The sequence below is a fragment of the Spirosoma aureum genome (genome assembly GCF_011604685.1).
GTDB lineage: Bacteria > Bacteroidota > Bacteroidia > Cytophagales > Spirosomataceae > Spirosoma > Spirosoma aureum.
In genome coordinates, this window is record NZ_CP050063.1 from 2,688,852 (window position 1) to 2,708,004 (window position 19,153).

A 19,153-nucleotide genomic window follows, 5' to 3' on the forward strand; every position below is an offset into this window, starting at 1 on the left:
TGGGCCGGGCACTAGTTGGCCCGGTTTCCTTCAGGTCTATACTGCTATGCATCGATATTTATATGGCCTCATTTTCATCTGTGTGTTGTCCAGTAGCTTTAAAGTTGCTGGACAACCGACGCCTTTGTTTACGCTAAAGCAGGGGAAAATTGAAGCCGTTCTCAATAAGGATTCGTCACGGCTGGCGGTCAAAAAATTCCGGAACTATCTCTATAAAAAGCTATATCGTTGGAATGGGTTACAGAACTATGTGAGCCCTCCCTTTTCGGAATGGCACCTGGGAAACCAAACAACGCATCGTAATTATTACCTTTCTGCTGATATCAATCCACATTTCTTTCTATTTAACGATATGAAAGGAAGTGTAGCGATCGATCTGACTCCCCGGTATATCGTACGAATTCTAAGAGACAGTAGTTACTCGCCCCGCGATCATCAAAATGCAACGTGGGACCGGTCGTTTCCCGTACGAACGCCCAGCTATTTGCCTGGTGGGACCGTTTACTTTGCGATGCCCAACCTGAATCGTGAAAAACTGGAAGCCTTTAGCGCTTTTGAGTCGGAAAGCGATCGTTATCTGCCGTATCGTTATTACAGTTTCTCACTTTTCCATCACTCAAATGGTCAGGATGGGAGAAATGATGATCCTGCGCGTCCGCCCAATCGGAATTTTAACATCTATAATGGTAATTTCTCCGTCAATTTAGTCACTGAGTTAGGCGTTACCTGGGGCTATTGGAAAAAAGGGGGGCAAACCTCACTGAATGAGTTATCGGCAACGAAAACGAACGTTCATAATTGGGACAAAATCCGGAGCTGGTTTATTGGTGTTGAACATGTGCTGATACCAGGTGAGCCTTTGCTGAAATGCAACTGTTATAGCCTTGCTAAACTGCATATGCGAGGGCAATGGATTGATGTAGCCCACTATAATGACCCTCAGACCTTAGGTATCATACCCGATTCGCAGTATGAAAAACAGCGTTTTATTGTCGACGTATCGATCGGTTCCAGTAAATACATAGGCGCGGGTTCGGGCCCGTGGCGACTCTGGCCCAATGTCGAGTTTCGATACCACGCTGGTTTTTATCAGGCACTACGTAGTTCAACGACATCGGCTTTCATTGCCGCCGGTTATCGCAGCCAGGATATTTATAATATCTATCTCGAAGACAGTTACCCGTTTGTCCAGCTAGGACTTGTCATGGGCTTTAAGGTTCACAATGATCAGCGGGAACCGTTTATGGATGGCTGGTTTATTCCCACGAAGCAGGCTAAACAATCGCAACAGGCTAAAAGCCAATAAGAACGCCATTATAGAATGACAGATTTGCCGGGCCTTTATCGCAGGTTTGGCTAAAAATTGCGGGGTTCGGGTAGTTAAAATCAAAATATAAACCGTTTCTAAATTCCTACTTCAATGTCTATTAATCTAAATCCTCAACTCACGACCGAATATGAGAGTCTGTTTGGCTCTTGTCTGATTAATCCCGTGAAGCAGAACGAAGCCGTAAAAATCAAAAACAAAATAGTGGCCAATAAACCAGTCTATGAACTGGTGGAGAACGCTACCAGGGTCCCCTGGTTTGTTGTAGCCGTTATCCACAGCTTAGAGGGTGGGCTAAATTTTAAAACTCATTTGCACAACGGTGATCCCTTAAGTGCCAAAACGGTTCATGTTCCGAAGAATCGCCCTCCCGGAAAAGCCCCTTTTACCTGGCAGGAAAGTGCTATCGATGCGTTAACTTTTGACGGTTTATCAGGTGTGCAGAATTGGCCGTTGCCCGTCATTCTGTTTAAACTCGAAGGCTTTAACGGGTTTGGCTACCGAATTAAGCACCCGGAAGTATTGACCCCTTACTTATGGAGTTTCACCAATCATTATCAAAAAGGAAAATTTACTCAGGATGGTAAATTTGACCCGAAAGCTGTGTCAAAACAATGTGGTGCCGCGGCCATTCTGCAAGTAATGGTGGCTGATGGCGATATAATAATTTAGGCCTCGGTGTCGACGATTGATTTTGTTTAAAGTAACCAAGAATAAGTCAATCGAGAAAGGCCCCGATTGACTAGCTGTCGCTTACCGGGTAGCAAAATCCCCTAAAACAACCATTCCTGCAACAATAAGCGAAATATTTGATACTATATCAGAAGCTTTTTTGCGAGTATCGTCGGAAACTTGTAGCGCCAAAATCAACCTGATTTTGGTGCTACAAGTTTTTTTAGGTTTAACTCCCCTCAACTTATGCAAATTGAACAATTCACTCGAGTACTAACTACCTCAATTACTCTGCTCATGGTTGCCGTTAGCTGCACTTCAACACCAGGTAAAGCTGATGAGAAAACAAGGACTCAATCCGACACGCTGGACTATTTCCTGCTACGACCCGAGGTTGAAAAAAGTTACGGCTATTCAAACGCCGTCCGGATCGGTAACGATCTGAAAATATCGGGGGGCGTGAGCATGGACGATGCCGGGAATTTAATAGCCCCTGGCAACCTGAGAGAGCAAATGAAAAACTGCTACGCCGACCTTGGCAAAGTGCTGAAACACTACGGCTACACTTTCGACGACGTTGTGGTTGAAAATGTGTACACGACCAACATGCGTGAGTTTATCAATCAATCGGGCTATAGAAATTTGATTTACCAAAAGAATTTTCCAACAGGTACGTGGCTTGAAGTCAAAGGGCTGGCGTTACCGGGTCAATTGATTGAAATTAATCTGGAAGCCCATAAGACCCAATAAGTTGGGTATATTGTCTTCATAAAATAAGGTAATAACCCAAAACCATGAGCGTATCAAAAAAACTACTCCTCTCCGTGGTTACCTCTCTGTTGACGTTATTTGCTTTTGCCCAATCCACATTACCCGTTGCTTCGACCGGTAACACGGAGTACGGCAACAATGCCAAAGTTGGAAAATACGCCAACATCCGGGGTTTTAACATGTATTACGAAGTCTATGGCGCGGGTAAACCTCTGCTCTTCATTCATGGCAACGGCGGTTCTATCAATAACTTCAAAAACCAGATTCCGTATTTTGCCAAACATTACAAAGTAATTCTGGCCGATAGCCGGGCGCAGGGAAAATCGACTGATCCTGGTGATTCACTTACCTACGAAATGATGGCTGACGATTTTAATGCCCTGCTGAATCAGCTTCATGTGGATTCGTGCTACGTTGTTGGCTGGAGCGACGGGGGCATCGATGGATTGTTGTTAGCGATGCGGCATCCTGAAAAGGTAAAGAAACTGGCCATTACCGGGGCAAATTTATGGCCCGATACAACGGCCATTGAGCCTTCTCTTTTTCAGTGGATCGTATCGACTAATGATAGTCTGGCGAAGGTGCCGCAACTACCAGCGGTTAAAGCACAGAAGAAGCTGCTTAGTCTGATGATATTTAATCCGCATATCTCAACGGCGGATCTGAAACAGGTGAAATGTCCGACGCTGGTTATCGGTGGCGATAATGATGTGATTCTGCCAAAGCATACGATGGCCATTGCGCAGGCTATTCCACAATCGTATCTGTGGATTTTACCCAACTCCGGCCACTCGACACTCATCGTTTATAAGGATATGTTTAATCAGGTTGTCGGAGATTTTTTCAAAACGCCCTACCGAAAAGTAAAGGGCATGGCCCAGCTCGACTAGGTGTATGATAATCACAGCCTTTGCCACCTGCATTACTTTCGTTCCGTGCCACGGTTATTTTTGAGTGTCATGACTAACCGTGGCACAGCACGAAAGTCATAACCTGAATTCATCAACATTTTCATCTCTAAACACATGCGTTTACTCTCCTTCATTTTGGCAATTTGCCTTCTTGTTTCCTGCCGGCAAAAAGACAAATCAACTGCTGTCTCCGTCGCAGATTATTTTAGTTATGGTGATTCGCTGGAATCGGCGGGAGTAAGGCTGATTCCGATTAAAACGCCAGTTGGTGAGTTCAAGGTCTGGACAAAACGGTTTGGCAACAATCCAAAAATAAAAATCCTGCTGTTACACGGTGGCCCCGCCATGACGCATGAGTACATGGAATGTTTTGAGACGTTTTTTCAGCGACAGGGCTTTGAATTTTATGAATACGATCAATTAGGTTCCTACTACAGCGATCAGCCAAAAGATACCAGCCTCTGGACAACCGAGCGGTTTGTTGAGGAAGTCGAACAGGTTCGCCAGGCCATTGGGGCCGACAGTACAAACTTCTATGTGCTGGGCAATTCGTGGGGTGGTATTCTGGCAATGGAGTATGCCTTGAAGTATCAGAAGCATTTAAAAGGATTGCTGGTTGCCAATATGATGGCCAGCGCCCCTGAATATGGAAAATACGCGGACGACGTACTCGCCAAACAAATGAAACCCGAAGTGCTCGCAGAAGTTCGGGCGATTGAAGCGAAAAAGGATTTCACGAATCCGCATTATATGGAATTGCTCATCCCCAATTTCTATCATGAACATTTATGCCGTCTGGCTGAATGGCCTGATGGTTTTAATCGGTCTATGAAACATGCTAACAATGACATTTATGTATTGATGCAGGGGCCAAGTGAATTTGGGATTAGCGGTCGACTTGCCCGCTGGGATATTAAAAATCGCCTGAACGAACTGACGGTCCCTACCTTGATGATTGGCGCTAAACACGATACGATGGACCCCAAGGCGATGGAGGAGCAAAGCAAACTGGTCAAAAAAGGTCGCTATCTATATTGCCCCAACGGAAGCCATCTGGCCATGTGGGATGACCAACAGGTATTTATGAACGGCGTCGTCAAGTTTATTCACGATGTTGATTCTGGAAACTTATAAAACCGACTGTTCGCATGATCAACTATTTTATCGTACTCCTTTTCGTATTGGCAAGCCAGATTTCGGTTTTTGGGCAAAAGCCAAGAGCACGAGAAATTGGCATTCCTTTCTCTGGAACGCCCGGAAAATTCAATGCCATAACCGATGTAAAAGGTGTAGAAGTCGGGTATAGCACCATCATATCGGGTCAGGGGAAAAATATACGGGGAAAAGGCCCCGTCAGAACTGGCGTTACCGCTATTTTACCAAGAGGCAGAACGAATAACCCTGTTTTTTCAAATTGGTATTCATTGAACGGCAATGGCGAAATGACAGGAACAACCTGGATTACCGAATCCGGATTTCTGGAAACGCCCATTATGATCACCAATACAAATAGTGTAGGGGTTGTTAGAGATGCCGTCCTGAAATGGTTCGTCAAAACAGGCTGGTATAAAGAAGATTATTGGTACACGTACCCAATTGTGGCCGAAACATACGATGGTGGACTGAATGATATTTATGGCTTTCATGTCAAGGAAAGCCATGCTTTTGAGGCATTAGACAAGGCTAAATCCGGCTTTCTGGAAGAGGGCAATGTGGGCGGAGGAACAGGCATGATGTGTCTGGGTTTCAAAGGGGGAACAGGAACATCATCAAGAGTCGTAAAGATTAAAGACTTATCTTATACGGTCGGCGCACTGGTTCAATCTAATTTTGGCACCAAACGACATTTAACCATTGCAGGTGTACCCATCGGCGAAGAACTGAAAGATACCCTGAATTATGAGATCAAAGGCCCGCCATCCTACAAACAGGAAGGGGATGGATCTATCATTGTAGTTGTTGCCACCGATGCTCCTTTATTACCGCATCAGTTGAAACGAATAGCCACCCGAGTTTCGCTGGGCGTGGGTATTGTTGGCGGTAAAGGAAACAATGGTTCGGGAGACATTTTCATTGCCTTTTCAACCGCAAACCCAACGGCTTTTCAACGAGAAAATATCGCCAAATTGGATCAACTGCCCAATGATCAGATGAATCCGCTTTTTGAGGCCACCGTTCAGGCCGTAGAGGAATCCATTATCAATGCCATGGTTGCTGCCGAAACCATGGAGGGCATTAATGGAAATAAAGCGTATGGCCTTCCGCATAAGCGGGTCATTGATTTACTGAAAAAGTACAAGCGAATTAAGTAAACCCAGCAGGTTTCAATTTAAAACACCATATCGGCTAAATACACATATCAAACCTTTCTGACAGAGTCCATGAAAAACATACTACTTGTTTGCCTGTTTCTGGTTTCATCTGTGGCCGTTGCCCAGGTACAGACAAGCAACCTGAAAATCAATCAGCAGCGGATTCAGGATCGGCTGCTGGAGTTATCGAAAATTGGCGCATTACCCAACGGTGGAGTTGGTCGGGTAGGGTATAGTAAAGCCGATCAGGAAGGCCGGGCCTATTTTATGGGATTGATGAAAAAAGCCGGACTCGTCGTAACGGTCGACTACGCGGGCAATATCATTGGCCGACGAAAAGGGAAGAACCCTGCCCTGAAACCCATCGCCTTTGGTTCGCATATCGATAGTGTACCCAATGGCGGCAATTACGATGGGCCTGTTGGTTCCATTAGCGGGCTGGAACTCATTGAAACTCTCAACGAAAATAACATCATCACGGAACACCCGCTGGAACTGATCATTTTTGCCAATGAAGAAGGGGGCACAATCGGGAGCGGAGCCATAATCGGTAAAATCACCCCACAAGCCTTAAAGTCGGTAACGCAAAGTGGGCTGACGATAGCCGATGGTATTCGGGCAATTGGCGGTAACCCGGATAGTCTGAGCAAAGTAGTCAGAAAAAAAGGCGATTTGACGGCTTTTATTGAGCTGCACATCGAACAGGGCGGTATCTTAATGACAGAAAATTTGCAGATTGGTGTGGTTGAGGGAATTGTCGGGATTGAACACTGGGACGTAACGATTGAAGGTGCGGCCAACCATGCTGGCACAACGCCCATGAATAGTCGACGCGATGCGCTGCTGGCAGCGGCTAAACTGATTGTGGCCCTGAACGAGGTGGTTACGAGTCATGAAGGCAGGCAGGTCGGTACAGTCGGGAAAATAGCGATCGAGCCTGGTGCATATAATGTTATTCCGGGTAAGGTGGTGCTGGGTATAGAAATCAGGGATTTGTCATACGATAAAATCTGGAAGCTATTTCACGAAGTAGAAGGCAAAGCACAGGAAATTGCCAAAGCCTCCGAAACGACAATCACATTCGGAAAGTCTGGAGTGCCGGTAACTCCCGCTCTTACGGCCAAACCGATTCAGGACAAAATCATCAGTACTTCTAAAGCGTTGGGGCTATCGTACCGGTATATGCAGAGCGGAGCCGGGCATGACTCGCAGGAAATGGCGCAAATCGCACCCGTGGGCATGATTTTCATACCCAGCGTTGGGGGCATCAGTCACTCCCCCAAAGAATTCTCAAAAGGAGTTGACATTGGAAATGGGGCCAATGTGTTATTGCAAACGATGTTGGCCATCGACCGAAACTAGTACTCTTGTGATTACAACCCTATAAGCCGGGCCGCCCTTTAGGTTTGAGGGCCATAAGATTTCAAGATTTAGTAGCTTATCAGCAGTCAACCAGAATGGGATACACTAACGGGCCGCCGAGGAGTTAGACCTAAGCACCGATTCAGTTGCCACTCTGTATAAATTGCCCTGACTCGGATAGAAAATCGGGTTCGCGGCCCATGAAAGGGTTCGAGTAAAAGCAACTTGTTGACTACTCATTCAAAACTAACAAACCTCATGGACTTCTGCTATTTTATCGGAATCGACATTGCTAAAGATACACTTGATTGGGCCGTTTGGACTCAACAGGGAGTAGTGCTCAACACACATACGGCTAACTCGGTGGCTGGTATTAAGACTGCTTTAGCCGAGTTCAAAGTCCTGCCTGGCTGGAATGCTAAACAGGTCGTTCTATGCATGGAACATACGGGTATTTACAGTGCCCACTTGTTGGAGATACTCTACGAGTTGAAGTTACCAGTCTGGCTCGAATCATCCTTGCAGATCAAGCAAGCGGGTGGGATGCAACGAGGTAAAACTGATAAAGTCGATGCTCAACGAATCGCCCAGTACGCGTTTCGTTTCCGCGACCAGATACGTTTATGGGAGCCACCACGCGAGGTAATCCAAAAACTGGCCTTGCTGAGCGCTACCCGCCAGCGGCTCAATCAAGCCTATAATTTACTAGCCGTTCCGGCATCTGAGCAGGAAACGTTTATTGGCCGTTCTCTGAAAAAGACTCTAAAGGACAATATCAAGAAGTCGTTGGCGGCCCTTAGAGAGGAACAGAAAGCCGTTGATCAACAGATCCACCAACTTGTTCAAGACGATGCCCGGCTGAAAGAGCTTTTCGATCTGATGGTTTCGGTTCCAGGAATTGGCCCCGTCATTGCCACTGAGTTACTCATTGCCACCAATGAAATGCAGACCATCAGTGATCCCAAAAAGTTAGCCTGCCACGCTGGGGTGGCCCCTTTTGAGTACCGATCCGGTAGCAGCATCCGAGGCAAGACCCGAGTGAGTCACCAAGCCCGTAAGCGTTTAAAGTCGCTGCTTCATATGGGAACGATGTTAGCCATCCAGATGAAGGGCGACCTTCAGGATTATTATCAGCGTAAGCTAAGTGAAGGTAAGCACACAATGCTGGTGCTCAACGCGGTTCGCAACAAGTTAATTCATCGCGTTTGCGCTGTTGTGCGTCGGGGCGAGAAATATGATAAATTTTATACCCCTTCGTTTGTTTAACCCATAGAAATCGGTGCGGTTTATAGGGTTAAAGTGGCTGAGCACTAAGTAATCAAGCATTAAAATTCAAACTGAGGCACTACTTCTTTAAGGAAAGAATCAGACCCTTGACGGTGATGAACCGTACATTTTTTTAAAGGCAAACGAAAAATGCGACAGGTCTTCAAAGCCCAGATCGAGGTACACATCCGAGGGGGCTTTACCTTTTTCTTTTATTAGATAATGTGCTTCCTGTAGCCTTTTTTGCAGTAACCAGCGACTGGGTGAACTATGAAATATCTTCTCAAAATCCCGCTTAAACGTAGCAAGGCTTCTGCCCGTTAAGTAGGCAAACCGTTTCAACTCCACATTGAAGTGAAAGTTTTTGTTCATAAATCCTTCCAGATCAATTTTGCCCGGTTCCGAAAAGTCGAACAGCACGGTCTTTAATTCCGGATTCGTTTGCAGCAAAATCAAAATTGCTTCCCGCAATTTTAAGGACTGTAGGTTTTCATTAGCCGGTTGCCGTAGCTGATCATAAGGCATCAGCGAATTCATGTAACTTTCGTAGAGTGGGGCAGGCTTCAATGGAAGAATGGTATCACCTTCCTGGTGTTTTTCTGCTTTGTAACCATATTCCAGACTCACATTTCGAAGCGTTTCCTGGTCAAGATAAACGGAAATTGATTTAAAATCACCGCTTTCGGGTGGCTGCTTATTAAATTTAACCAGATGATTTCGCTTGCAGAATCTGAAATCACCTTCATTAAAAATATACTCTTTATTGCCGTCATTCATGGTCAGCGTACCCGCAATCTGGTAACTGAAAATATGCTCAGGAATGAACTGTTCGCCCTCCCGGCTTCGGGTATGGTAGCAGGAATAGAGGATGTGTGCCGATCTCTTATCGTTTTCGGGCAGCGTCATACAGATACAGATTTATACAAATAAACAGAAGCTGCTTAACTGCTTACGATAGCCTCCTTTCCAGAGCTTACAGCAAGTGGTTAAGCAGCTCCTATTATTAGAGCTTTTGCAATCTCGAACAGGGTTGTTAGTACGAGGTCAATGTGCTTAATGGTGAACAATAATTCGTACGAATAGAATCCCGCTGGACTAGTATATGAGTTCTAATGCTCCTTGCCAATAGGTCATTGATCCTGTTAAAAAGCCGAGCGGATGGTACCCCCATCGACACGCAGAACGGCACCACTTATATAATCGGCAAAAGAACTCGCCAGATACGAAACGGCTCCGGCTATTTCTTCTGGGCGTCCAAAACGTCCTATATCATTTGGTACGAAATCACGGGCTGCATTTCGTTCAATCTCGTCCCAGGTTGTTCCCCAACCTTTAGCTGGTGCAAGATTCATCAGCAACGCTTTAACGCTTGGGACAAGAATCGCTCCCGGCGCTACAACGTTCGAAGTCACTCCTGAATCTTTCAACTCGCGGGCCAGCGAAACGGCCAGATTATGGCGAGCCGCCAACGAAGCATTATAATCGGGCTGCATCGGGATCGGTTGCTGGGCAAGGCCTCCTCCAATCTGAATGACACGACCCCAGCCTCGCTCACGCATCTGCGGCACCAGCCGGTGTATCATGCGCACGCCGGACAACACATTCGATTCATACGTCTCGATCCAGTTTTGGGGAGTTGCTTCCATCCAATTCATGTGGTGATAGGCGCCGGCGTTGTTGACCAGAATGTCGATTGCTCCGCCCTTCAAGGCCGTATTGGCTACTGTATCAGCACCGGAATCTGTGGCCAGATCACCGATGGCAACATCAGCCTGACCACCTTCTAGGCGAATAACCTCCGCAACGGCATTGGCCCGATTTTCGTCACGACCATGCACCACAACAGCTGCTCCTTCGGCGGCCAGCATCCTGACAATCGCTTCGCCCAAACCGGAACTCGATCCGGTCACCAAAGCACGTTTACCTACTAATTTCAGGTCCAAAATAACCTCCTTTTTTACTTTTTATTATTTTCTGACTTCCTGCAAACACTACTAGATATAAGCCATTAAGACCGTGTAGACGACTGAAATGCAGGGATATAATTTTATTGCAATAGATCAGTGAGATGACCTCCGGCAACAAGTAAACACCTGCTCTCGTGGCCGTTGTCAGTCATTTAATCATTCCCCTTCCGGTTCACAAACGCTTTCCCTAACTCTGTTTCCAGAAAATTGGCGGCTTCATCATGATCGGTAGAGATGCTTACCGGCATCCATTTTTCGAACTCAGCCTTTCGTTCGGCGTCGGCGTGTGTCAAAAGACTGGCTGCTTCACTGCCCAGTACCAAATGCACAGGTGGCTCCGGATGCTCGACCAGATCAATCATTGCTTTTGCGGCCTTATCGGGATCACCCATTGGAACAAAGGAGCCGCTCTTAAAGTAATCGGCCCGTTGATTTACGGTCGATGCATAGTCGTCAATTTGCGGAGCATAGGTCATGGAGTCACCGGCCCAATCAGTACGAAATCCGCCGGGTTCTACGCTCGTTACCCGTATGCCAAGTGGAGCCACTTCTTTAGACAATGCTTCACTAAAACCACCCAGTCCAAATTTAGCTGCCTGATACATGGTTAAACCGGCATTCCCAACTCGGCCTCCTACTGAACTGATTTGCAAAATACGGCCAGACCGCTGCTTACGCATGTAAGGCAACACAACGCGGGTTATTTCGATCGGCGCATAGAGGTTTGTTTCCAACTGGCTCCGTACCTGTTCGTCGGTAAAGGCTTCTGCAGCACCGACAATGCCAAAACCAGCATTATTTACCAATACGTCTATACGTCCAAAACGGATTATTGCCTGTTCAACAGCGGAGATGATCTGTGCTTTATCGGTAACATCCAGCTGGATCGGGTAGATCTGATCCGGATACGTTTGCGTGAGTTCTGCTAATTGTTCCGGCTTGCGGGCCGTTGCCACTACGGTATCGCCTTTGGCGAGCACTGCTTCGGTAAGGCTTCGTCCAAGCCCCCGGGAACTTCCTGTAATAAACCAAACTTTTGTCATTGTCTGTGCTTTTTTTTGACAAAGGTCGGCTGTATTTGTAGGGCCAACTTTGTTGAAACGCTCAAAGTTGGTTTGTTGAAACGCTCACATTAAACGGGAGGCTTCTTAATGCAAAGCGGGCCGGTATACCCTCAATGAGGTTTCCGGCCCGCTTTGTTTATACGGAAATAGCTTACGCTTCTTCTAATGTTTTGATATCAAGCTTAGACATTTTCATCATGGCCTCCATAACCCGTTTTGATTTCTCAGCGTCTTTGCTCTGCAACAGGCTATTCATTACGGACGGCACAATTTGCCACGATACCCCGAATTTGTCTTTGAGCCAGCCACAGGGCCCTTTTTCACCACCTTCAGAAAGCTTCTCCCAAAAATTGTCTACTTCCTCCTGAGTTTCGCAGTTAACAAAGAGTGAAATGCCTTCGGCAAATGTAAAATGGGGTCCACCATTCAAGGCTATAAATTCCTGTCCATCGAGGTGAAACATAACAGTCATTACCGTTCCTGCCGGTGCCGGACCTGCCTCGCCATACCGGGAAATATGGTCAATTTTTGCGTTTTTAAAAATCGACGTATACAAATTCGCGGCTTCTTCGGCCTGATCCTTGAACGTCAGGAATGTCGTGATCTTTTGCATGTTGTTTACCTTGTTACTGATTAATACTAAGGCAAATATACGCTTGCTCGCCGTCGTTAAAGGAGGGTAAAAACGACAAAAAGAGGGGCTATTGCGGCACATTAGTAAACAAACCATACAATTCCCAAAATCAGATGAGATTAAGCATTTTCAGACTTTAGCGGGCATAGAAGTAACAGAAAGATACGACTAATTCTATCTGAGGAAGGTTGCCGTTTGCGGCTGGGGCTGACTGGCGGGGTTTTTCTCCGAGGCACCAGCACGTCGCATAAGGAGACGGTCGATCGAATAGCGACCACTGCCAATAAATAGTAAGGCCAGGCTCATGCCGAAAATGAGCAAGTCCATTTCGTAACCTTCTCCTTTCTGGTTGCCGAACCAGTTCATGGAGAAGCCAAATGGCAAATGCGTGGTCAGCATCGCTCCCAGCATAACGGCAAAGGTCGCCAGCGCATTTATCCGCCCCAGCAAACCCAGCAGCAGTCCGATAGCGCCAATCGTCTCGATACCAATGGTCAAAAGACCAATAAGCCAGGGAATATGAACCGTGTCGGTGAAGAAATGCATGGTATTGCTGAAACCAAAGCCGCCAAACCAACCGACAGCTTTCTGCAATCCATGATAGATCATTACTGTGCCGAGCGGCAAACGAAGTATCAATCCCGCCCAGTCGTTACGGGTGGCAATGAGTTTTTGAAACATGATGATGTTAGTTGTACGGTGATTAACCGTTGGGCTTCGATGATAAAAAGAGTTCAGGCGGGCACCGAATCATAGAAGAATTGCTCGCGAACGATTTTATCGTTGCGCCAGTGCTGCACCGATACCTGCGTGTAGTTTTTGCGACCCCACTCTTTGTGCGTATAGTCATACTGCCAAACGACCATCGTTACGCCATCACCCGCGGCTGTGTCGAGTACCCTAGCCGTATGTACGGCCATGAGATTGCTATAAAACAGCTGTTCGCGCTGACGGTTTGCGGCTTTACCGATTGTAGGGGCAATGCATTTTCCTGCATGACGACCTGTTCGTCGTAGTAGTACTCAAAGGCATCTATTGCCCGGCCGTCGAGCACGAGCTGGTTCAGTTGTTGAATGTTGTTGAGGAGCTTATCCATTGCTTTGTCTTTTTATAATTATCGTCTTGTTTTGACAGGACAAAGCTACGGCAAGCCCTTAGGCGGGTTCCTTGATGTAGTTTAGGAAATAGTATTGATCTAGTTTAAGCTTTCCGGGTAGCCATTTGCTTTCGGATGCGGCTAAGAAACTCGGGTGTAAAACCTAAATAGGAGGCGATCAGGTGTTGAGGAACACGCTGGTCGATACCAGGGTAACGCTCGATGAAGTGACGATAACGTTCCTCGGCGGTTTGGCTGATGGTGGCAATCACGCGTTGTTCCGCTGCCACAAACGCCCGCTGACTGAGAATACGAAAAAATCGTTCAAATTTGGGGACACGCTCATACAGCTCGTCCATCGATGCCTGATCGATCTGTAAAAGCTCCGAGTCTTCGAGGGCGTCGGTATTGTAGGCCGCTGGCGATTGTGTCAGAAAACTATACAGATCGCCGGTCCACCAGTTTTCAACGGCGAACTGCACCACATGCTCGTCGCCACGATCGTCCACAAAATAGGTCCGTAGGCAACCTTTAAGCACAAATGAATCGAACTTGCATACGTCACCGGCTTGTACCAGATATTGGCGTTTGCGCAGCAGTTTATACTTCAGCAGCGAGGTGAAATAGTCCGTTTCGGCCGGTTCGAGCTGGATATACTGACCTACATGAGCGAGGATCGGATCGTACATTGTCATACATCAACGCTTACCGGCCAAATTTCAGTGTTGTGCCAATCCGGAACCCTAATCCCTGGTATTTGGCGTCCTGCCACTGCGAAATAACTTCCACCCGGAAAAATGGCAGCACCTGCGGAATCAGGCCATCTAAACCATAGCCAACTTCGGTGTAGTGCTGCGAATTTGGCGTGTAGAGGTAATGCACAAACAGGTTCTCTTTCAGGCCAATCAGCCGAACAATCGTCAGCTGGGTTACAAGAAACTTGCGAAATTCGGCCAGTACATGGCCCTCGACAAACCGCTTCCCAGTGCTGTATTGATAATACGGCAGCAGACGAAAACTGGAGACAACATCGCCCTGCTGGAAGAAAAACTGATTTCCTGCAAAGTGCTTGAAATCGGGGAAATAGACCTGTTTATCATTCAAAAAGGCCCCGGCACTGATCTGATAATTCAAACGGCTCCGTATACCGGTTTCAAATGAATGGCTGATGCTGGCCTGGAGAAAGTCATAATCGACGTCGGAATCAGCAACGCCATGAATACCTTTTCGGTAATTTACGGTCAGTAACGGGCTATCATTATCACGCTGGGCTGTCCGCCGTCCATTCCGGATGATGTATTGGGTAGAACCCAGTCGCGCCGAAGCCGTCAGGTTCAGTATCAGTGCATTGTGCACCGGGAAACCCGTGGTGGTCAGTTCAGCATTTTCGGGTCGGTTGGGCGTATAGACACGATTACGCCAGTTAATCCACGGTTTAAGGTCTTCTTTGTAGTTGGTCAGTTCTGTTCGCTGGGCATATTCCAGGCTACCGGCTATGTTTAGTCGTTGTTTAAATGGCGACGCGCTGACAGATAAGTTTAGAAAATCTTTCTGATAGAGTTTCGCAAAATTCTGCTCGAACAGGAGTGTTGTCAGTGAATTCAAAAATGGGCTGATTGGATTATCGGGATTGAACTGATACAAATACCGGCCGCCTGTTAAACCAATTCGGGTGTTTTTGTACTGGTAACTGGCCTGACCGTATCCCACAAACTGCTTTCGGCCAAACTGATAGCGGCCCGTTCCACCGATATTCCATTCGCCCAATGGAATTTGCCTGAACCGATTTACAGAGTCTACTCTGGCCCGATAGCGGAAGTTCAGCGCGCCTTCCAGCGTGTAGCCTTCAACCGTATTGTACTCGATCCGGGTGATTGGACTGGTGTAAATCAGGGAACTGCGCTTACTCAGGCGCCATGTGTTGCCGCTCAGTAATTGGCCAATGGAAAACTTATTCGGTGATTTCTTTTTGGTTGTGTCTCGTCGGGTGGTATCGGCAGTTCCGGGTGCTTTTATCTCACGGGTTAGTCCCAGGCTATCGGCTTTGCGGTAGCTTTTGATTTCGGCGGTTGTCAGTGGCACCGACCGCAGCGAATCCCAGAAAACATTGGATCGTTTGCGAGCCAGAGAATCGACTACCAGTGAATCGTCGCGCACAACGGTTACGTCTTCTTTTCGATTTTTTCGGGCTTGTTTTTCCTGCTTTTCGTATTCCTTGACGAGTTGCCTTAAATTTTTGGTTGAAAATTCCTTCTGTTTTTTCACCAGCTCATCCAATTGTTTGCCCTTGATATCCCCTTTGGATAGTGTTGTAGCGGGCGCCCCTTTTTTCTCATCGGCAACCTCAATTTCCTCCACAAAGGCTGGATTGACCACGAATTCACTGAACGTAAGGTTGCGGATATAGTAACCTGTTGCTTTCACGCCCAGGTAAGACCCGCTGCCATTGTAGCGTTGGTTTGTCGGCATCCAAACGCCCTGAATAGGCGTACAGACATGGCGAACGGTGAAGGAAATTCCGATGCTGTTGACCGTCTCCAGTTGTAAACTGTGAATAGCCCAGGTGTTTTCGATGATATAGATCGTACCCCGAAAAACGCCCTCGCCATACTGCCTTGGAATAACCTGAATTTTACTGATTTCTATCGCTTTCCCATCTGGCCCAGGCTCCCGAAATGTACCCTTGTATTCAAATTTATAATACGCAAACGCCTTGGGCGATAGTGGCGATACCGTGTTCGCAATGGTTGGATTATAAAAACTGGCGTTATAAAACTGGTTAGGACTTAGAAAATCGCCCTGCGAATTACGATTCGCAATGATCCGTTGCCGGTAGGTATTGGGCTGACTAAACGAGACTTCGGCCACGGTTTCGTTCAGCAATGGCACACCAACTTTGAAGTTGGCTTCCTTTTCCGCTTCTTTTAGCTGCTTCCGAAACGCCATCTCGGCCAGGTTGGGAAGATCCAGCACGGTAAATGATGATTTGGTATAGACCCTCGCCTTAAACCGCTGTACCTGCAATTGATGAAACCGGCTTTTGGCAATGGCGCGTCGCATGATCGTATAGGCCGGATCTTCGTTACCGGCTTTCGCTTCTACCTCCGCCAGCCGAAGGGCCTGCTCCTCCAGGGTAGCGTCTAATGTGGTAAATCCGGCTCCAATCTCTACTGGCTTCTGGATTGTCTGAAATCCCAGAAACTGAAAAACAATGGTGTACTTGCCAGGTGCCAGCGCGATTTCATAGCGCCCTTCGGCGTTGGTAATCGTACCGTTCGGTGTCCCTTTAACAATGACAGCGGCATAAGGCAGTGCTTCTCCCTGAGCATTCTTAACCATTCCCCGTAGGCCCGTGCCGCCTGTTTGCGCGATGCCTATTGTTGAATAAAAGAAAGCAAACAGACTAAGTAGGGTAATCTTCATGCAAGAATAGGTTGTGTATTCAGTGTCAGACGCTAGCAAGCTAACGAACGTAATTTAGCATTTTATGCCCAAACATCAGATTTTGAAGAATCAGTCAGTGAAGGCACTCTGTAGGGCAGATGCAGATATGAATCAAAGCGTTGTCTGAGCGTATTGTTAAAAATCTATAATGTCTTTGCGTATCTTGCTTCAAACTGCTCACAACCTGTAACCTATGTATAAATCAGTACACTTTCTCCTCTGGATATTTCTATTTTCGCTTGCTTCCTCCACCGCAACTGCCCAACCCACACAACCATCGACCGTTTTGCCGGAACGCGAACGGGCGCGTGTAATCGATGACATTCTGGACGATCGCTTCACTAACTTTCTCCCAAAACTGATGCGTCGGGAAGGTCTCGATATGTGGATCATTATTTCCCGCGAATACAATGAAGATCCCGTATTGAGAACCATGCTGCCAAGTACCTGGCTATCGGCACGGCGACGGACAATCATCGTTTTTTTCGATAATGGGAAAGAGGTTGAGAAACTGGCCATTGCGCGCTATGATGTAGGCAATCTGCTGAAAGGTGCGTGGGATATTGACGTTCGCCCGAACCAATGGGAAGCACTGGCGAAGATCATTGAAGACCGGAAGCCCAAAAAAATTGGCCTGAATATGTCCACCAACTATGGCCATGCGGATGGACTATCCTTCTCGGAACACGAAGAGTTCCTTAAAAAGCTACCCGCCGACTATCAGAAACGCCTTGTTTCGGCCGAGAAAGTAGCGGTTGGCTGGCTCGAAACCCGAACCGAAAAGGAAATGGCGATTTATCCGCTTATCTGCCGTTTATCGCACCAGATTATTCAGGAAGGTTTTTCGGAACAGGTCATTCAGCCGGGTGTTACCACCACCGACGACGTAGTCTGGTGGTTCCGCCAGCGCATTACCAGCCTTGGCCTGGATACCTGGTTTCACCCAACGGTTGACGTTCAACGGGCCGACGAGCAGGATTTCAATCACCTTCGTACGTTCTCGAAGCGCCCCGATAAACAGGTTATCATGCCGGGCGATCTGCTTCACGTTGATTTCGGAATCACGTATCTGCGCCTGAACACTGATCAACAGCAGCACGCCTATGTATTGCGCCCCGGTGAAACCGACGTTCCAGAATCGATCAAGGCTGCCTTTAAGCAGGGAAATCGGTTGCAGGATATTCTGATCGAGCAATTCAAGTCCGGAAAAACAGGGAATCAAATGCTACTGGCGGCTCTGGATCAATCGCAGAAAGAAGGCATTAAAGGCACGATTTATTCCCATCCCATTGGCGTTCACGGTCATGCGGCTGGGCCGACAATCGGGCTTTGGGATCAACAGAAAGGCGTTCCGGGCCCTGGCGATTATCCACTATTGGCCAATACCGCCTATTCTATTGAACTCAACGCTGCCGTCGAAATTCCGGAATGGAAGAAAGTCGTACGCATCATGCTCGAAGAAGATGGCTTTTTCGACGGTCAGACATTTCGCTATATAGACGGTCGGCAAACGGAAATTTATACGATACCCCGAAAATTGGGCTATGTAAAATGAGCCCTATATAGCGATGAGATGCAGGGAACTATGTTTCATCGCTTTATGTAACTTTACTAGCTTTAAACGTCTAAGAGTCATGACATCTATTATTGAGCTGGAACGTCAGGAACACGAGGAAATTCAAAAACGTATGGTTGCTGTTGCTAAATGCATGTTAAAAAGCAAACAGCAGCTTCAGCAGGAAATTCGGGACGATCTACGAAAACCTGAAGTAAAGGCTGCTATCTACGAGCTGAAGAAACGGAATGCAGAACACACCCAAAAAGGGGTATGAATTTATTTATCTGGGTGGTATCAATAACACCTATATATTCATAACCAGTGATCAGGTTGTTTACGAGTTAAAGTTTAAACCAAGTAGTTATATTTTCGGCAAACAGCCTCCTTTCACTGAATTCGCCTATGAATTTGTGATTGAAGTTGCCGAAAATCCACTACCTAAGCTTCCTCCACCTGACGAGTGCATCCCAATTACTCTTGCCACTATTTTCAATGAATTCTTTACGCTGAAAGAAACAGTTGTTGTCTATATCTGCGAGAATGCAGATGGACGTGCCAACGCCCGAAATCGAAAATTTAACCAGTGGTTTGAGCAATCCGGCCGAGCGGGGTTAAGTTTTGTGAAGTTTGACTATCATTTCGGAACTGGGACAGAATTCTTTTACACATCGCTTATCATGCGGATAGATAATCCTCAAATGGCCGATATAATTATATCCTTTCAAAAGTTATCACTTGGTTACAGTGATCCCGAAAAGTAATCAATATT

The 19,153-nt window shown here is 46.9% G+C and carries 19 protein-coding genes; 11 read left to right on the forward strand and 8 right to left on the reverse strand.

Features of this window, described 5'->3' with window-relative positions; translation table 11 throughout:
* The first annotated feature begins 46 nt into the window (after positions 1 to 46).
* The 8 genes from G8759_RS10560 (at position 47) to G8759_RS10595 (ending at position 8,621) form a co-directional block, all read left to right on the forward strand.
* The gene (locus G8759_RS10560) at positions 47 to 1,306 is read left to right on the forward strand and encodes a hypothetical protein (protein WP_167207723.1); all 1,260 of its coding nucleotides are present in this window, start codon (positions 47 to 49) and stop codon (positions 1,304 to 1,306) included.
* A gap of 114 nt (positions 1,307 to 1,420) precedes the next feature.
* Entirely contained in the window at positions 1,421 to 1,999 is a 579-nt protein-coding gene (locus G8759_RS10565) for a hypothetical protein (protein WP_167207725.1), read from the forward strand.
* 246 nt (positions 2,000 to 2,245) lie between these two features.
* Positions 2,246 to 2,749 carry a RidA family protein gene (locus tag G8759_RS10570; protein WP_167207727.1) on the forward strand — a complete coding sequence of 168 codons (504 nt, stop codon included), beginning with the start codon at positions 2,246 to 2,248 and terminating at the stop codon, positions 2,747 to 2,749.
* Between the two features lie 44 nt (positions 2,750 to 2,793).
* Complete coding sequence (locus G8759_RS10575; protein WP_167207729.1) at positions 2,794 to 3,660, forward strand: alpha/beta fold hydrolase; 867 nt, start codon at positions 2,794 to 2,796, stop codon at positions 3,658 to 3,660.
* 135 nt (positions 3,661 to 3,795) lie between these two features.
* Positions 3,796 to 4,815, forward strand: a complete 1,020-nt coding sequence (locus G8759_RS10580; RefSeq protein ID WP_167207731.1) for a proline iminopeptidase-family hydrolase — start codon at positions 3,796 to 3,798, stop codon at positions 4,813 to 4,815.
* Positions 4,816 to 4,829: 14 nt separating this feature from the next.
* On the forward strand, positions 4,830 to 5,993 hold the full coding sequence (locus G8759_RS10585; protein WP_167207733.1) for a DmpA family aminopeptidase: 1,164 nt from the start codon (positions 4,830 to 4,832) through the stop codon (positions 5,991 to 5,993).
* Positions 5,994 to 6,062: 69 nt separating this feature from the next.
* Complete coding sequence (locus G8759_RS10590) at positions 6,063 to 7,355, forward strand: Zn-dependent hydrolase (RefSeq protein ID WP_167207735.1); 1,293 nt, start codon at positions 6,063 to 6,065, stop codon at positions 7,353 to 7,355.
* Positions 7,356 to 7,613: 258 nt separating this feature from the next.
* A complete protein-coding gene (locus G8759_RS10595; protein ID WP_167207737.1) occupies positions 7,614 to 8,621 on the forward strand; it encodes an IS110 family RNA-guided transposase in 1,008 nt (335 codons plus the stop codon).
* A 99-nt stretch (positions 8,622 to 8,720) separates the two neighbouring features.
* On the opposite strand, the gene G8759_RS10600 is transcribed toward G8759_RS10595, so the two are convergent.
* The 8 genes from G8759_RS10600 to G8759_RS10635 all read right to left on the reverse strand — a co-directional run bounded on the left by G8759_RS10600 (position 8,721) and on the right by G8759_RS10635 (position 16,805).
* Positions 8,721 to 9,527 carry a helix-turn-helix domain-containing protein gene (locus G8759_RS10600; protein WP_167207739.1) on the reverse strand — a complete coding sequence of 269 codons (807 nt, stop codon included), beginning with the start codon at positions 9,525 to 9,527 and terminating at the stop codon, positions 8,721 to 8,723.
* Positions 9,528 to 9,763: 236 nt separating this feature from the next.
* Complete coding sequence (locus G8759_RS10605) at positions 9,764 to 10,564, reverse strand: SDR family NAD(P)-dependent oxidoreductase (protein ID WP_167207741.1); 801 nt, start codon at positions 10,562 to 10,564, stop codon at positions 9,764 to 9,766.
* Positions 10,565 to 10,740: 176 nt separating this feature from the next.
* Positions 10,741 to 11,631 (reverse strand): oxidoreductase, encoded by an 891-nt coding sequence (locus G8759_RS10610; protein ID WP_167207743.1) that lies wholly within the window; start codon positions 11,629 to 11,631, stop codon positions 10,741 to 10,743.
* Between the two features lie 172 nt (positions 11,632 to 11,803).
* On the reverse strand, positions 11,804 to 12,265 hold the full coding sequence (locus G8759_RS10615) for a VOC family protein (RefSeq protein ID WP_167207745.1): 462 nt from the start codon (positions 12,263 to 12,265) through the stop codon (positions 11,804 to 11,806).
* 195 nt (positions 12,266 to 12,460) lie between these two features.
* The gene (locus tag G8759_RS10620) at positions 12,461 to 12,967 is read right to left on the reverse strand and encodes a DoxX family protein (protein ID WP_167207748.1); all 507 of its coding nucleotides are present in this window, start codon (positions 12,965 to 12,967) and stop codon (positions 12,461 to 12,463) included.
* A 53-nt stretch (positions 12,968 to 13,020) separates the two neighbouring features.
* Entirely contained in the window at positions 13,021 to 13,206 is a 186-nt protein-coding gene (locus G8759_RS35670; RefSeq protein WP_197933117.1) for a SnoaL-like domain-containing protein, read from the reverse strand.
* 280 nt (positions 13,207 to 13,486) lie between these two features.
* Positions 13,487 to 14,071 carry a Crp/Fnr family transcriptional regulator gene (locus G8759_RS10630; RefSeq protein ID WP_167207750.1) on the reverse strand — a complete coding sequence of 195 codons (585 nt, stop codon included), beginning with the start codon at positions 14,069 to 14,071 and terminating at the stop codon, positions 13,487 to 13,489.
* A 16-nt stretch (positions 14,072 to 14,087) separates the two neighbouring features.
* Positions 14,088 to 16,805 (reverse strand): DUF5686 and carboxypeptidase regulatory-like domain-containing protein, encoded by a 2,718-nt coding sequence (locus G8759_RS10635; RefSeq protein ID WP_167207752.1) that lies wholly within the window; start codon positions 16,803 to 16,805, stop codon positions 14,088 to 14,090.
* 214 nt (positions 16,806 to 17,019) lie between these two features.
* Here G8759_RS10635 and G8759_RS10640 point away from each other — a divergent pair, with 214 nt between their 5' ends.
* The 3 genes from G8759_RS10640 to G8759_RS10650 all read left to right on the forward strand — a co-directional run bounded on the left by G8759_RS10640 (position 17,020) and on the right by G8759_RS10650 (position 19,145).
* Entirely contained in the window at positions 17,020 to 18,381 is a 1,362-nt protein-coding gene (locus G8759_RS10640) for a M24 family metallopeptidase (RefSeq protein ID WP_167207754.1), read from the forward strand.
* A gap of 79 nt (positions 18,382 to 18,460) precedes the next feature.
* A complete protein-coding gene (locus tag G8759_RS10645) occupies positions 18,461 to 18,658 on the forward strand; it encodes a hypothetical protein (protein ID WP_167207756.1) in 198 nt (65 codons plus the stop codon).
* A complete protein-coding gene (locus G8759_RS10650) occupies positions 18,630 to 19,145 on the forward strand; it encodes a DUF6169 family protein (RefSeq protein ID WP_167207758.1) in 516 nt (171 codons plus the stop codon). The genes G8759_RS10645 and G8759_RS10650 overlap by 29 nt, the downstream gene beginning before the upstream one ends.
* The last annotated feature ends 8 nt before the right edge of the window (positions 19,146 to 19,153 follow it).